Annotated in this window: 20 protein-coding genes; all 20 read left to right on the forward strand. The window is 49.5% G+C overall.

What is annotated here, in order from left to right:
* Positions 1–158: 158 nt before the first annotated feature.
* The 20 genes from trxA (at position 159) to AS89_RS0116095 (ending at position 13259) form a co-directional block, all read left to right on the forward strand.
* On the forward strand, positions 159–485 hold the full coding sequence (gene trxA / locus AS89_RS0116000) for a thioredoxin TrxA (RefSeq protein WP_010133761.1): 327 nt from the start codon (positions 159–161) through the stop codon (positions 483–485).
* A 502-nt stretch (positions 486–987) separates the two neighbouring features.
* Positions 988–2247, forward strand: coding sequence for a transcription termination factor Rho (gene rho, locus AS89_RS0116005; RefSeq protein WP_010133763.1), 1260 nt, complete (start codon positions 988–990; stop codon positions 2245–2247).
* 296 nt (positions 2248–2543) lie between these two features.
* Entirely contained in the window at positions 2544–2813 is a 270-nt protein-coding gene (locus tag AS89_RS0116010) for an RNA recognition motif domain-containing protein (RefSeq protein ID WP_010133764.1), read from the forward strand.
* A gap of 169 nt (positions 2814–2982) precedes the next feature.
* Entirely contained in the window at positions 2983–4446 is a 1464-nt protein-coding gene (gene ubiD, locus AS89_RS0116015) for a 4-hydroxy-3-polyprenylbenzoate decarboxylase (protein ID WP_010133765.1), read from the forward strand.
* A 29-nt stretch (positions 4447–4475) separates the two neighbouring features.
* Complete coding sequence (locus AS89_RS0116020) at positions 4476–4865, forward strand: hypothetical protein (protein WP_010133766.1); 390 nt, start codon at positions 4476–4478, stop codon at positions 4863–4865.
* Between the two features lie 132 nt (positions 4866–4997).
* Positions 4998–5282, forward strand: coding sequence for a hypothetical protein (locus AS89_RS18725; protein ID WP_010133767.1), 285 nt, complete (start codon positions 4998–5000; stop codon positions 5280–5282).
* Positions 5283–5475: 193 nt separating this feature from the next.
* Entirely contained in the window at positions 5476–5847 is a 372-nt protein-coding gene (locus AS89_RS0116030) for a hypothetical protein (RefSeq protein WP_010133768.1), read from the forward strand.
* Between the two features lie 168 nt (positions 5848–6015).
* Positions 6016–6450 (forward strand): hypothetical protein, encoded by a 435-nt coding sequence (locus tag AS89_RS0116035; protein WP_010133769.1) that lies wholly within the window; start codon positions 6016–6018, stop codon positions 6448–6450.
* A gap of 120 nt (positions 6451–6570) precedes the next feature.
* The gene (locus AS89_RS0116040) at positions 6571–6927 is read left to right on the forward strand and encodes a hypothetical protein (RefSeq protein WP_010133770.1); all 357 of its coding nucleotides are present in this window, start codon (positions 6571–6573) and stop codon (positions 6925–6927) included.
* Between the two features lie 150 nt (positions 6928–7077).
* Positions 7078–7413, forward strand: coding sequence for a hypothetical protein (locus AS89_RS18730; protein WP_138976427.1), 336 nt, complete (start codon positions 7078–7080; stop codon positions 7411–7413).
* A 155-nt stretch (positions 7414–7568) separates the two neighbouring features.
* Positions 7569–7883: a hypothetical protein gene (locus AS89_RS0116045; RefSeq protein WP_010133771.1), complete on the forward strand. Its 315-nt coding sequence runs from the start codon at positions 7569–7571 to the stop codon at positions 7881–7883.
* Positions 7884–8046: 163 nt separating this feature from the next.
* Positions 8047–8466, forward strand: a complete 420-nt coding sequence (locus AS89_RS0116050) for a hypothetical protein (protein ID WP_010133772.1) — start codon at positions 8047–8049, stop codon at positions 8464–8466.
* A 147-nt stretch (positions 8467–8613) separates the two neighbouring features.
* Positions 8614–8982, forward strand: coding sequence for a hypothetical protein (locus AS89_RS0116055; protein ID WP_010133773.1), 369 nt, complete (start codon positions 8614–8616; stop codon positions 8980–8982).
* A gap of 148 nt (positions 8983–9130) precedes the next feature.
* Complete coding sequence (locus AS89_RS0116060) at positions 9131–9556, forward strand: hypothetical protein (protein ID WP_010133774.1); 426 nt, start codon at positions 9131–9133, stop codon at positions 9554–9556.
* A 127-nt stretch (positions 9557–9683) separates the two neighbouring features.
* Complete coding sequence (locus AS89_RS0116065; protein WP_010133775.1) at positions 9684–10097, forward strand: hypothetical protein; 414 nt, start codon at positions 9684–9686, stop codon at positions 10095–10097.
* A gap of 613 nt (positions 10098–10710) precedes the next feature.
* The gene (locus tag AS89_RS0116075; RefSeq protein WP_010133779.1) at positions 10711–11091 is read left to right on the forward strand and encodes a hypothetical protein; all 381 of its coding nucleotides are present in this window, start codon (positions 10711–10713) and stop codon (positions 11089–11091) included.
* A 147-nt stretch (positions 11092–11238) separates the two neighbouring features.
* Complete coding sequence (locus AS89_RS0116080; protein ID WP_010133781.1) at positions 11239–11520, forward strand: hypothetical protein; 282 nt, start codon at positions 11239–11241, stop codon at positions 11518–11520.
* A gap of 169 nt (positions 11521–11689) precedes the next feature.
* Positions 11690–12061: a hypothetical protein gene (locus AS89_RS0116085; protein WP_138976428.1), complete on the forward strand. Its 372-nt coding sequence runs from the start codon at positions 11690–11692 to the stop codon at positions 12059–12061.
* 119 nt (positions 12062–12180) lie between these two features.
* Complete coding sequence (locus tag AS89_RS0116090) at positions 12181–12624, forward strand: hypothetical protein (RefSeq protein ID WP_138976429.1); 444 nt, start codon at positions 12181–12183, stop codon at positions 12622–12624.
* A 128-nt stretch (positions 12625–12752) separates the two neighbouring features.
* Positions 12753–13259 carry a hypothetical protein gene (locus AS89_RS0116095; RefSeq protein WP_010133785.1) on the forward strand — a complete coding sequence of 169 codons (507 nt, stop codon included), beginning with the start codon at positions 12753–12755 and terminating at the stop codon, positions 13257–13259.
* Positions 13260–13344: the final 85 nt, after the last annotated feature.

Consider the following 13344-nt stretch of genomic DNA (forward strand, 5'->3'; position numbering starts at 1 on the left):
GGAGCAGGGTATGCCCTTGAAAACCGCAAAATGGGCCGCATATAGGGCACAACGCCAAGAATGGTGAAAGTAATTGCCTTGCGGGGGCTGCAGACGCTACTTATTATGTCTGCCAGTCCGAGCACTGGCCGGAAGAAACAGAACCACAGGAAAGCATTATGAGCGCGAACATCGTAAACGTAACCGATGCAGAGTTTGAAGCCGAAGTACTGAAGGCCGACGGCCCGGTATTGGTAGACTTCTGGGCACAGTGGTGTGGCCCCTGCAAGATGATCGCTCCGGTTCTGGAAGATCTGTCCGGTCACTACGGCGAAAAGCTGAAGATCGTCAAGGTTGACGTCGACGCGAACAAAGAGGCTGCGGCCAAGTACAACGTGCGTGGCATCCCGACCCTGCTGCTGTTCAAAGGCGGCAACGTGGAAGGCACCAAGGTTGGCGCCCTGTCCCGGGCACAGCTGACCGAGTTCATCGACAGCCAGATCTGATCGATCTCACAGGGCGCCAATGGCGCCCTGTGTCGTTTTGGGGCATCGGGCCCTGGCGGCAGGAGAAGCGGGTTGCGCCCAGGGTAATGGCGCCCCAAGCTTGCGAAATAGGCCTTGCAGGATGCCGAACTGCGGTTATACTGGCTAGTAATCAAATTAACTGTTCAGTCCAAACCTGAGCCAAGTCGCCAACCCCGCTGCTGACGCGGCCTCTCCGGCGCAAACTCCTCAAGTTGAACATCCCCCACAGGCATCTCCGCCGCAGCCATATTGGCAATCTGGTAATCGTGCCGTTGTAAGTGGGTATTCGTTTCACCCGGGTCGTCGTGATCGATCTGGGTTCGCGAGAAACGAAAACGACATGAGTGAGCGTTGCTTCGGGTAGTAATCCAGCCAGCATGTCGAATCGGGCATTATCACCATCGAAACTTCAACTCCCTCCGCAGAAACGTCCAGCGCGTCCGCGCGAACCGACAGAAGAAACCGTAATAAAGCAATTGGTATGAACCTTTCTGAATTAAAAACCAAACCCATTGAAGAGCTGATTGAAATTGCCAAGGGCATGGGGCTCGAAAACCTTGCCCGCTCGCGCAAACAGGACATTATTTTCAATATCCTGAAGCGCCACGCCAAAAGTGGCGAAGACATCTACGGCGAAGGTGTATTGGAAATCCTTCAGGACGGTTTTGGTTTCCTGCGCTCCGCAGACTCCTCATACCTCGCAGGCCCGGACGACATTTATGTCTCCCCGAGCCAGATTCGCCGCTTTAACCTGCGCACCGGCGACTCCATCTCCGGCAAGATCCGCCCCCCCAAAGAAGGTGAACGCTACTTCGCCCTGCTGAAAGTCAGCGACATCAACTTCGACAAGCCGGAAAACGCGCGCAACAAGATTCTGTTCGAAAACCTCACGCCGCTGTTCCCGAATGACCGTTTGGGACTGGAGTGTGGTAATGGGTCCTCTGAAGACCTGATCGGCCGCATCATTGACCTGGTAGCCCCGATTGGCAAGGGCCAGCGTGGTCTGATCGTAGCGCCGCCCAAGGCGGGTAAAACCATCATGTTGCAGAACATGGCCCAGGCGATTACCCGCAATAACCCGGAATGCCACCTGATTGTTCTGCTGATCGATGAGCGACCGGAAGAAGTTACTGAAATGCAGCGCTCGGTGCGCGGCGAAGTGGTTGCCTCTACCTTTGACGAGCCGCCTGCGCGTCACGTACAGGTTGCCGAGATGGTGATCGAAAAGGCCAAGCGCCTGGTCGAGCACAAGAAAGACGTGGTTATCCTGCTTGACTCCATTACCCGTCTGGCGCGTGCTTACAACACCACTGTGCCGAGCTCCGGTAAGGTCCTTACCGGTGGTGTGGACGCGCACGCGCTGGAGCGCCCGAAGCGCTTCTTTGGTGCAGCACGTAACATCGAAGAAGGTGGTAGCCTGTCGATTATTGCCACCGCACTGGTGGATACCGGCTCCAAGATGGACGAAGTGATCTTCGAAGAGTTCAAGGGCACCGGTAACATGGAACTGCAGCTGGACCGTAAGATCGCCGAAAAACGCGTATATCCCGCAATTAACGTGCGTCGTTCCGGTACTCGCCGCGAAGAACTGCTAATGCCGGAAGGCGAGCTGCAGCGCGTTTGGATCCTGCGCAAGCTACTTCACGATATGGAAGATTTGGCCGCCACCGAATTCCTTATCGATAAGCTCAAAGACTTTAAGACGAATGATGAATTCTTCCTGTCCATGAAACGGAAATAATTCTCTTTTAGTATGAAGGCCGGCGTTAAATGCCGGCCTTTTTCGTGTAATGCAGATGAATTTTGCAATGCGTTGAATGAGGCGTGAAATTACGCCGAATTAAGTTGAAAACCCACGGTGTTAGGCATATAAAGGCTTCACCAAATGTGTTGTGCGGTATTTCAACACTGACCGAATTGGTTCCTGATAACTGGGAAGTTGTCTGACTCCGGACCAAACTCAAGTGGATAACGTGGTGGTGCTGGTTATCCGTTTGTGAATGCACGACAGCCCACTTACTCATGTGAGACTTTTTTGTGAATATCTATATCGGAAATCTGGCCTACGGCGTAACCTCTGACGAACTGCACGAAGCTTTTGGTGCATTCGGTGAAATCTCCCGGGCTACTGTAATCACTGACCGGGAAACTGGCCGTTCTAAAGGTTTTGGTTTCGTAGAAATGCCGAACGACGACGAAGCGCGTAAGGCAATCGAAGAAATGAATGATCAGCCGCTGTCTGGCCGTAACATCCGTGTTAACGAAGCCAAGCCGCGCGAAGACCGTCCGCGTCGTCCCCGCTTCTAAGTTCTCTTAGAAGTTCGGCAGCCCGCAGTCATGTACTGCGGGTTGTTCTCCCCCTATCTCCCTCCTCCCCCCGATACCCCTCAAGCTCTGCCGAATTGGCAGCGTTGATTCCCTATTTTGTGCTGACTGCTTTACACTGGCCGGTGAATTTCCCGTCGACCAATAGAGCATGAAATACAAAGACCTGCGCGACTTCATCAAGCTGCTGGAAAAGCGCGGCCTGTTGAAGCGTATTACCTACCCGGTAAATCCCTATCTGGAAATGACAGAGATCGCCGACCGCGTACTGCGTGCGGGTGGCCCGGCCCTGCTGTTTGAAAACCCTGTCGGTTACGACACCCCGGTTCTCGCCAACCTATTTGGTACGCCCGAGCGCGTCGCCCTCGGCATGGGCAAAGAGTCCACTGCCGAACTGCGCCAGGTCGGAGAGCTGCTGGCTTTCCTGAAGGAGCCACAGCCACCAGAGGGCTTCAGGGATGCCTGGCAGAAACTGCCCATCTTCAAACAAGTCATGAATATGGGGCCGAAGGTCGTGAGTAAGGCCGACTCCCAGCAGATCACTATTGAGGCGGGTGATGTCGACCTCAGCAAGATGCCAATACAGACCTGCTGGCCCGGCGACGCCGCGCCCCTGGTCACCTGGCCACTGGTGATTACCCGCGGACCGGAGAAGAAACGCCAGAACCTGGGGATCTACCGCATGCAGCTGATCGGTAAGAACCGGCTGATCATGCGCTGGCTCTCCCACCGCGGCGGTGCGCTGGACTTCCGTGAGTGGCAACAGCAATTCCCCGGTGAGCCCTTCCCGGTGGCCGTCGCCCTCGGCGCCGATCCAGCCACCATCCTCGGTGCCGTCACCCCCGTGCCCGACACCCTTTCCGAATACGCATTCGCCGGCTTGCTGCGCGGTAGCAAGACCGAGGTGGCCGAAGCCAAACTCAGCAACCTGCAGGTACCGGCGAGCGCCGAATACGTGCTTGAGGGCTATATCTATCCCGAAGACATGGCGGATGAAGGCCCTTATGGCGACCACACCGGCTATTACAACGAAGTGGACAGCTTTCCCGTCTTCACCGTCGAGAAGATCACCCACCGCAAAGACCCGATCTACCACAGCACCTACACCGGCCGTCCACCGGATGAGCCGGCAGTACTCGGCGAAGCACTGAATGAGGTCTTTGTACCCATCCTGCGCAAGCAGTTTCCGGAAATTGTCGACTTTTACCTGCCCCCGGAAGGCTGCTCCTATCGCCTCGCCGTGGTCACCATGAAGAAGCAGTACCCCGGCCACGCCAAGCGCGTGATGATGGGAGTCTGGTCCTTCCTGCGCCAGTTTATGTATACCAAGTTCGTTATCGTCGCCGACGATGACGTCAACGCCCGCGACTGGAAGGATGTGATCTGGGCCATGACAACGCGCATGGACCCAGCGCGGGATACAGTCATGGTTGAAAACACACCCATCGATTACCTGGACTTCGCCTCGCCGGTGTCTGGCCTGGGCTCGAAAATCGGATTTGATGCGACCAACAAATGGGAGGGTGAAACCACCCGCGAATGGGGGCGCCCAATTGTGAAAGACCCCGAAGTAACACAGAAAATTGACGAGATCTGGGATGAACTCGGACTGTAGTTAAACCACCGCAACGCCAGGGAGGGCGTATGGAAATCATAAAAACAATCAGGCCGGGTCACGACGGCAGCAAGCGCTATCAGGACAAATACGGCGAGCAACTCTGCGCGGTGCGCTACCGCCGCTCACCCTGTAAGAAAACCGTGTATACCACGGTAGAAATCATCGTTGCGCAAAGAGAGGCCTACGTCCAAAAACGGCCCCAGCCAACTCCTGAGCCGAACAATAAAAACGACTGGGTAGCGATCAAAATCGCCTTCGAAGAAATCGAGCTGCGCAACGAGGTGCGAAGAATGGGCGGCCGCTGGAGCCGCGTCGCCAAAGCCTGGGTCGCCAAACGCTCAGTGGCAAAGCGCATCAATATCGAACATCGCGTTGTTGAAGGCTTGATCGATCAATGCCTAGATGTAGACATATAAACAAAAAATCCCGCATGGCTATATCTGGCAATAATTCCTAGATGTAGCCATGATATGCCCAGATGTAGCCATTATGTCTATATCTGGGGCTTATGAATAAAACTGTTATGCATCCACTCGGAATCGATACTTGTGATAAATCAAATACCGAAATTCGAGATTCCCAAGTCTGATGATATTGAGTTCGTCGGAAGTATATGGCGCAGCGATGATCATGTTGCTGTTATTTATAGAAGACCCGACGGAATTTGGAGTATCTGGGTGGAGTACTTTGATGAGGATTGGCCGGTTGAGTGGCAATATAGTTCAGCAAGTGGTGGCTTGTTTGCTACTGAGAAGCTGGCGGAAAATGAGCTTAACAATGAAAATTCTTGGACTATGAATGTAATACCTGAAAGATTTTCCGGCTCAGATTGAGAGCACTAGTTTCTGTCTATCATTGGTCTTGTGGATAGCATCAGGCCGCTGCATAACAATCAGCGGCAGAGCGACAGCCAACGCTACGCACCTTTTGTGTTACTCGCTGTCGCTCAAACATTAACACAAAATTCGCTCCGCGCTGGCTGCGCCTGCGCTGGGCGTTATAAGCCATAAGGAAGGAAATCTTGAAATGCCAAATGACATAAAAAAAGCAGCTATCGCATTAGTACTTTCATGCTTGTGTACGCTGATCGCAGTGTATTTCGATGGACAAGTTTTTGAAGAGATTGGCTATGGAGATCCAGTTACTTTAGGTATGAATTTCGTTTGGACACTAATCATTGCTTGGCTAGTCTGGGAAATTTTTAAGGGTAAAGACATTAAGCTAACGCTCCTAATAGTCGCGGCGATAATGCTTGGATCAATAGTGTGGGATGTTTCTCAGTTCGGCTTTGGCATTGCGCAGGCATTCTATGTAGTCGAACTTTCAATGTTCGGAGTAGCCTATTTGTTTCTTAATAGTGAAGAAAGTAGAAACTGGTACACTTCGGAAAGCTTATAACAAGGCCAGGCAGTTTTCTCCGGGCCTTCGGCCCTCCGCGGGACAGCTTACCTTGTGCACGTTTTGCGCAGGTCGCTGCGCTCCCATGTTTGCGCAAAACGCGTACAAGGTAAGCTGCCCCTGCTGGCGGCGTTATGCATCCAAGTTACCCATAGAAAGTAGTTAATAATGAGAAAAGTTGAAGATTACACAATCCGAGAATTGCAGGAAGCAATAATGGGGATTGATCAGGACAAAAATCCTGAAAAATATGCTGAGTTACAAACGGAAATTTCGCGAAAAAGAGCTCAAGTCAAAGAGCTAAATGACCAAATTTCAGAGTTATATGGTTCGAGTCCCACGAACAGCTCTGGTAGCGAGAGCCTAAATCAATTTACATTTAAACGTTGCGTTCTAGCCAGTCTCTGCAGTATCGGCGCGTTTTGGGTGCTTATTGGCCTTTTAGGGATTTTTGGTCTCGGTACTGTTACTGCAAACGATGAGCAAGTACACGGGATGAAGGCGCTAGTGACCGCCGTATTCGGCGGAGCTGTCAGCTCTCTAGTTTTCGGTTTCATGGTTTGGGTGGGAGAGAAGGTGCTCCGGCTCTTCGAAAATGCATAACAAGCAGCGGCAGAGCGACAGTCAACGCTACGCACCTTTTGTGTTACTCGCTTACGCTCGAACATTAACACAAAACGCGCTCCGCGTTGGCTTCGCCTGCGCTGGGCGTTATGCATCAAGATGACCATCGAAGAAATAATAAAGAAAACTCTGAAAAACGGCCTTTCATATAAGGACCTTGAAGGTTTTTCGACTCAAGAAGGGACTAGTGTCGAGGACTCTTTCAACAGGGTATCTCTTTACATTGCCAGAAAGTTTGATGTTGGAGAAATGTCTTATGAAGATGGTGACTATGCCATGAATGAGGTATGGAATATCATGCTCGATTACATCGTGAATCAAGATATTCCCATTATTCAACCGTGCTATGACATTTATTGTGCTTTTGATGCGGGCGAGTACATCCATAAAGATGAAACAGATCCAGTAGCCGAGTATACAAGGCCGTCAATTAAAGCGGTTCTAAAAAATGCATAACAAACGCAAGCAGAATGCTCCGGCCCTTCGGGTCTCCGCGGGACGCCCAACACTATGCACGTTTTGTGCGTGTCGCTGCGCTCCTAGTTTCGCACAAAACGTGCATAGCATTGGTCGCCCCTGTTGCGGGCGTTAACTTAGAGTAGCCAAATGATTCGAGGATTAGTAAGTCTCGCTCTAATTGTTCCGGCATTTTCATTTGCACATGAAATTCCGGAAATCTCCAAAGAGTGGGATCAAAGAGTGGAAAAATTCCAAGAATATATGGTTAGTAATAATTGCGAAAACGCGATTCAAGAATCAGAAGCTCTACTGGGAATAGATCCATCAAGTACAGAAGCCATGTTTTACTTGTACTACTCCAGCAAAAAATGCAGACGTCAACTACCTGAATGGCTTGGGGCGCCCTCTAGCTGGCCGAATGCCAGAGTAGAGGACCGGTATTATATAGATTTAGCGCAGGTACTAGGCAGTGAACAAAGTTAACAATGCCAGGCAATGAAGCTCCGGGCCTGCGGCCCTCCGCGGGACAGCTTACCTTGTACACCATTTGCGCAGGTCGCTTTGCTCCCATTTTGGCGCAAATGGCGCCCAAGGTAAGCTGCCCCTGCTGGCGGCGTTAAGCTTATGTTGAGAAAAAGATGCTTCTAAGAAACTTCAATAAAGTTTGGGAAAAAGAAAGAGATATTATTGAAACTCAGCTTATAGAAAAAATGAATCAAAGTATCAATGAAATTGATTTCTCGATGAGCCAGCAGGCTGGTCGAATGGTGAAGGAAGCTGAAGATCATCTTCGTCAGATGCGGAATGAGCTAGTTACAAGAAAATCAATGGCAGTGTATGAGGCTGAAGAAATAGCAAGAAATCGCATGCAGCTAAGAGCCTCATATTTGGCTTTGGTGATGAGTTCGGTAGCCCTCATCATTTCTATCGCGACTGTTCTTGCCAAGCTGTAATGCTTAACAAGGCCAGGCAATTAAGCTCCGGGCCTGTGGCCCTCCGCGGGACAGCTTACCTTGTGCACTTTTTGCGCTGGTCGCTGTGCTCCCATTTTCGCGCAAAATGCGCACAAGGTAAGCTGCCCCTGCTGGCGGCGTTAACCCTACGAGATAGCAAGTAATGAAAAAACAGATTGCGTTGTTTTCTATACTCATACTCGCGTTCGCTTCTACCGCGCTATATATCAGTCGACCTGTAGAACTAAAGGAAAATTCATATACATTTTCTGAAATTCAGCAGCTAAAAATTACCCACCCAGATGCTGTTCGAGCGTATACAAAAGGTCTGGCGAGTGCCGCATTTGTCTTTCGCCCGCTTGATTTTGGAGATTACAGCGCGTCTGGAAAGAGTTCATATATCTATTGCCCAGATGCATATGAGAAAATAGATTCGGAATTGGTGGACAGCCTGGCCACTCTAGAGGTAAGAGTTCATGGGGCAAAAGAAAATGAGCTCTACCCGGAGCTTGTAAGGAAAGGTCTAGAAAGAGCATACCCGTGCAATCCCGTTACCAGAAACCGTTGGGCACCGGAGGGTTAACAAGGCCAGGCAATTTGCTCCGGGCCTTTGGCCCTCCGCGGGACAGCTTACCTTGTGCACCTTTTGCGCAGGTCGCTGTGCTCCCATTGTCGCGCAAAACGCGCACAAGGTAAGCTGCCCCTGCTGGCGGCGTTAACTGAAATACCTATGAAGAAGCTTATAGCTACAATTTCGGTGTTTGTTTCTGGCGTAGCAAATTCATGTGAAATATACACAGACCAATTTCACTTGGAGAATTCTCTAAGTGCTAACCACATAGCGGTTGTCACTACTTTCGAAGATCCCAAAAACGGGAAAATGGAAGTGGTTGAGGTGTTTAGGGGTAGCCTAGTCGTAGGTCAAAAGTTACAACTAGACATCAAAGGCATAGAGCTGGAGAAAGAAACAGCGTATTTGATATATTCAAATAGTTCTAGCCTCGAAAAATTACACTGTAAGAGTATCGCTTTGGCTGAAGATGAACATGGCTATGACACTACAATAGTGGTCGAGATGGCGCACCGAGAATCCAGTTAACAATCACAGGCAGTGGAGCTCCGGCCCTTCGGGCCTCCGCAGGACGTCTTACCTTATGCACGTTTGGCGCAGTCGCTACGCTCCTATTTTTGCGCAAAACGCGCATAAGGTAAGCCGCCCCTGCTGTGGACGTTATGTTTAGAGAGCCATGAAGCACGCAATTTTTACAATCTTCATATATCTAGTTTCGACTTGTGCTCACGCTTGTACTTGCGTCGAATTAACAGACCGCGAAAAAATTGACAAGGCAACAAAGATCTTCGCGGGTAAAGTTGTTAAAAGTGAATTTAACGAGCAGTATGAAGTAGAGAGTCTTATAAAGGTTGAAAAAATCTTTAAAGGCAATGTGAGTAAACTCGAAGAAATTCGTTCTAGTGGAGACTCGTCAAGTTGTGGTGTAGAAGAGGTTGTAGGGTTTAATTACCTTATCTTCACAGATGAAGCAGGTGAGGCATCTATCTGTTATGGCCATGAAGAGTACAATCCTAAGTACCTGGAGTTATCCGGAGATCACAGTCCAGGAAGGTTGCTGCGGGCGCTCAGCACGGAAAAACATAACAATCACAGGCAGTAAAGCTACGGCCCTTCGGGCCTCCGCGGGACGTCTTACCTTGTGCACATTCTGCGCAGGTCGCTTCGCTCCCATTTTCGCGCAAAATGCGCACAAGGTAAGCCGCCCCTGCTGTGGGCGTTAGGGCACTATGAAAATAATACCAATAATTTTACTTCTCTTTTCGAGTGCCAGCTTTGGTTGGGAGTGTGCAGATCCGCGGCAACCAGGAAGTATTGAAGAATTCTGGAATGAACGGCCATTAGTCGTCGTCGCGCAAGTTATTTCAGGAAAGTATGACCAAAATTCGAAGGAAGAGTATCAGTACGTCGTTGCGGTCAAACATGTCCTAAAGGGAAGTGCAGAGAAGAGCTTAAGTATTCAGGGTGATTTTTCTCTTCAGCTTAAAATGTCCGAGCAATATATCTTCTTTGTAAAAAACAATAAGATAGACTTCTGTGATTTGGTTTTGCCGTTCTCGTATAGTTGGTTGGAGCGTCCTGATATTCCTGTAGAGCGCGCTCGTGTAGAGAAGGTCGTGGAGCTATCAGGGTACAAGCCCTAACAAACAGCGGCAGAGCGAAAGCCAACGCTACGCACCTTTTGTGTTACTCGCTGGCGCTCAAAAATTAACACAAAATGTGCTGCGCGCTGGCTGCGCCTGCGCTGGGCGTTAGTTGTCCTAAGGAGAATCATGAAAGGGCTTCAGGTTACGGGGTTAACCATATCCTTGCTATCACTGCTACTTGCCTATTTCCTGTTGGTTCCAGTTGAGCCAAGCACACCGAGTTCCTCAGCGGGTGCAGCTGGGTTAGGAATAATGTTCATTGTGCTTCCTGCATTGGGAGCGTCCGCGATTATGGTTATTCCAACATCTGTCGCATTACTATGGGATATTAATCGTATACGATCGCGGTTTACTGGGCTGTTTTGGTACAGTGTGTGGGCTCTGAACGGAATTTTTACACTGATATACATGCTTTTGGGGGCTTGGCTCATATATATGTGGGCTTTTCATGTTCCGGCCAACTAACAAGGCCGGGCAATTTACTCTGGGCCTGCGGCCCTCCGTGGGACAGCTTACCTTGTGCACCTTTTGCGCAGGTCGCTATGCTCCCATTTTTGCGCAAAACGCGCACAAGGTAAGCTGCCCCTGCCGGCGGCGTTAGGCAAGCAGAATGCAGATTAAGAGGTATGGCGGAAAGTTTGGCGGTGGAAACGATAGCGGAAATAATAAAATCGCCAAAATTGGATTTTATCTATTCATTGCGAGTATTTTTGCAACAATTTTATTCGCAAATCCAGCCTTCATAATTGGCGGACTTCTTGTTCTCTTTCTTTTTACTGGTATTGGCATGCTGGTTAAAGGAGGTGAGAGCGCTGGTTTAAGAGAGGAACGCTATAGGCAGCACTTAAAGGATGCTGAAAGGCTTTTCAAAGAAGGAGATTATCTTGGTGCAAGTGAGGCGTTCCGGCGAGCAAAAATTTATGGTGAAATCCCTGCGGAACTCCAAGAAATGTACACCGAGGCACGAATGCCTAACAATCACGGGCAATAATGCTACGGCCCTTCGGGCCTCCGCGGGACGGCTTACCTTATGCACGTTTTACGCGGGTCGCTTCACTCCCATTTTCGCGCAAAACGCGCATAAGGTAAGCCGCCCCTGCCGTGGGCGTTATGTATCCGTACTTATCAAGGAAGAAGAATGAAAAAGTTAGCCACAATTTTCACGTTTTCGCTATGCGCCTTCATCGGCTCGGTGAGCGCCCAAACCCAAATGCCGCCGCCACCTAGCGTCGGTCCAAATATGAAAGTGCTGGTTCCTATGCTGAAGGCTCAGCTAGAAGCGCTCAGCAGCCCAGAGCTTTTAGAAGCTCAATCCAAATACTATAGGGAGCTTTATCTATCTCTTAAAAAACAAGGTTTTACTGACGAGCAGGCAATGCAGCTGTTAGTGGCCTTAGCGTCATCCGAGAACTCAAAGTAAGTGCCACGCCAATACATAACAAGCACAGGCAATGAAGCTCCGGCCCATTGGGCCTCCGCGGGACGTCTTACCTTGTGCATGTTTTGCGTAGGTCGCTTTGCTCCCATTTTTGCGCAAAACATGCACAAGGTAATCCGCCCCTGCTGTGGGCGTTATGCATCTTAGAACCATGAAGAATTATTTGCTCCTACTTGCACTAGTTTCAGGCTCAGTATCTGCTGAAAACCTATGCGATCCAATAAAAAGCTCTGGGGAGGGACACTGGCCAATTCCAGAGGAAGCATTTACTAAACAGGTAGCAATTAAGGCCGCAGAGGATCTAAAGTCCTTGCTAAGCAAAGCAGATAAGTCAGATGATTATTTTGCCCAAAGTGCAGGTATAGACTTTGAGTCAGCTGTTCGTAACAACCTAGTCTCGATTGAGGGTTATATGCTAAAGGTAAGTGCCGAGAATGACCTCAAAGAAGATAATCAAGTCTCCAAATGGTCTTTAAAGGCTTGGTGTGATTTCCTGAAAACCGACGCTGTGATCTGGCACTAATGCATAACAAGTCAATCAACTACGCGCCTTTGGCGCCGGACAGCTTACTCTGCGCTTCGCTCCGTTCCAGCTGCCGGTTATTGAGGCGTTAGCCACCATAAAGAGTAATAGGGTGATTTATGAAAACTAGAAAAATTTTTACGTCAGCTTTGTGTGTTGCGTTACTTGCGTCACCAATTCCGACATTTGCTAGTAATGAGGTAACGCAGGCATATTCGACCTGCCTTATTACCAATAGCTCTGAGAAGGAAAGGTTGGATCTCATGCTTTGGGTATTCTCCGCGATGGCATCACACCCTGAGGCAAAGAGAGCGTTTGAGATTAACGATGCAGTCATCGATAAAGCTATCTCAAATGCTGGTGCAACCTTAACGAATGTATTGCGTAAGTGTAGAAATGAGGCGAAAGCAGTGCTGAATGCTGGCTTATCTATAGGTTCAGGATTTGATGCTTTGGGTTATCAGGCAATGAGTGAGTTGTCAAATAATGCAGCAACCAGGGCTAAGATGGCTTCAATAGGTGAGCACATGGATCTAAGTGTATTGAAACCCTCAACCCCCTGACTGGCTAACAAACAACGGCAGCGCGATGGCCAACGCTACGCACCTTTTGTGTTACTCGCTGCGCTCAAACATTAACACAAAATGCGCTCCGCGCTGGCTGCGCCTGCGCTGGGCGTTAGAGTTTTGAAATGTCCAAGCAACATATATTTATATTGATTTTCATCTTGGTCACTCCAATTTTTTCTTCTGCACAAGAGAGTTGTGAAGAAAAACTGGAGATTGCATCAAAAATATGCACACAGATGGCAAAAGATGGTTTCAGTGAAATAGCTGGAATGACCTTGGATCCTGGGTTTGAGGTGTTAAATGCCTTAGATATTTTTCATGACCGGGGTATGCAAGCTCTTTTAAAAACCTATGACTTTCGTATTGACGCAGCGGTTGTACATACGAATGAAATGCTAGAGCTTGAAATTTCGAAAGAGGATAGGGGTCGTGCATTTGTTCTTTTGTCTCGAGCAAAAAACCTTCGAGAAGCACATCCTAGTACTGCGGTGGATTGCAAATATTATCTGGCGGCGAAGGAAATTTTAAGTAAATTTGTACCACCAGCGAAAAATCCGAATGAAGAAGAGAGCAACAGAATCAGGCTGGAGAGGCTCCGAGAGTTAATGGGCAAGGACAGTGCCAAGTAACTCTAACAAGGCCGGGCAGTTTGCTCCGGGCCTTCGGCCCTCCGCGGGACAGCTTACCTTATGCACCTTTTGCGCGGGTCGCTTT

The sequence above is a fragment of the Microbulbifer agarilyticus S89 genome (assembly GCF_000220505.1).
Taxonomy (GTDB): Bacteria; Pseudomonadota; Gammaproteobacteria; order Pseudomonadales; family Cellvibrionaceae; genus Microbulbifer; species Microbulbifer agarilyticus_B.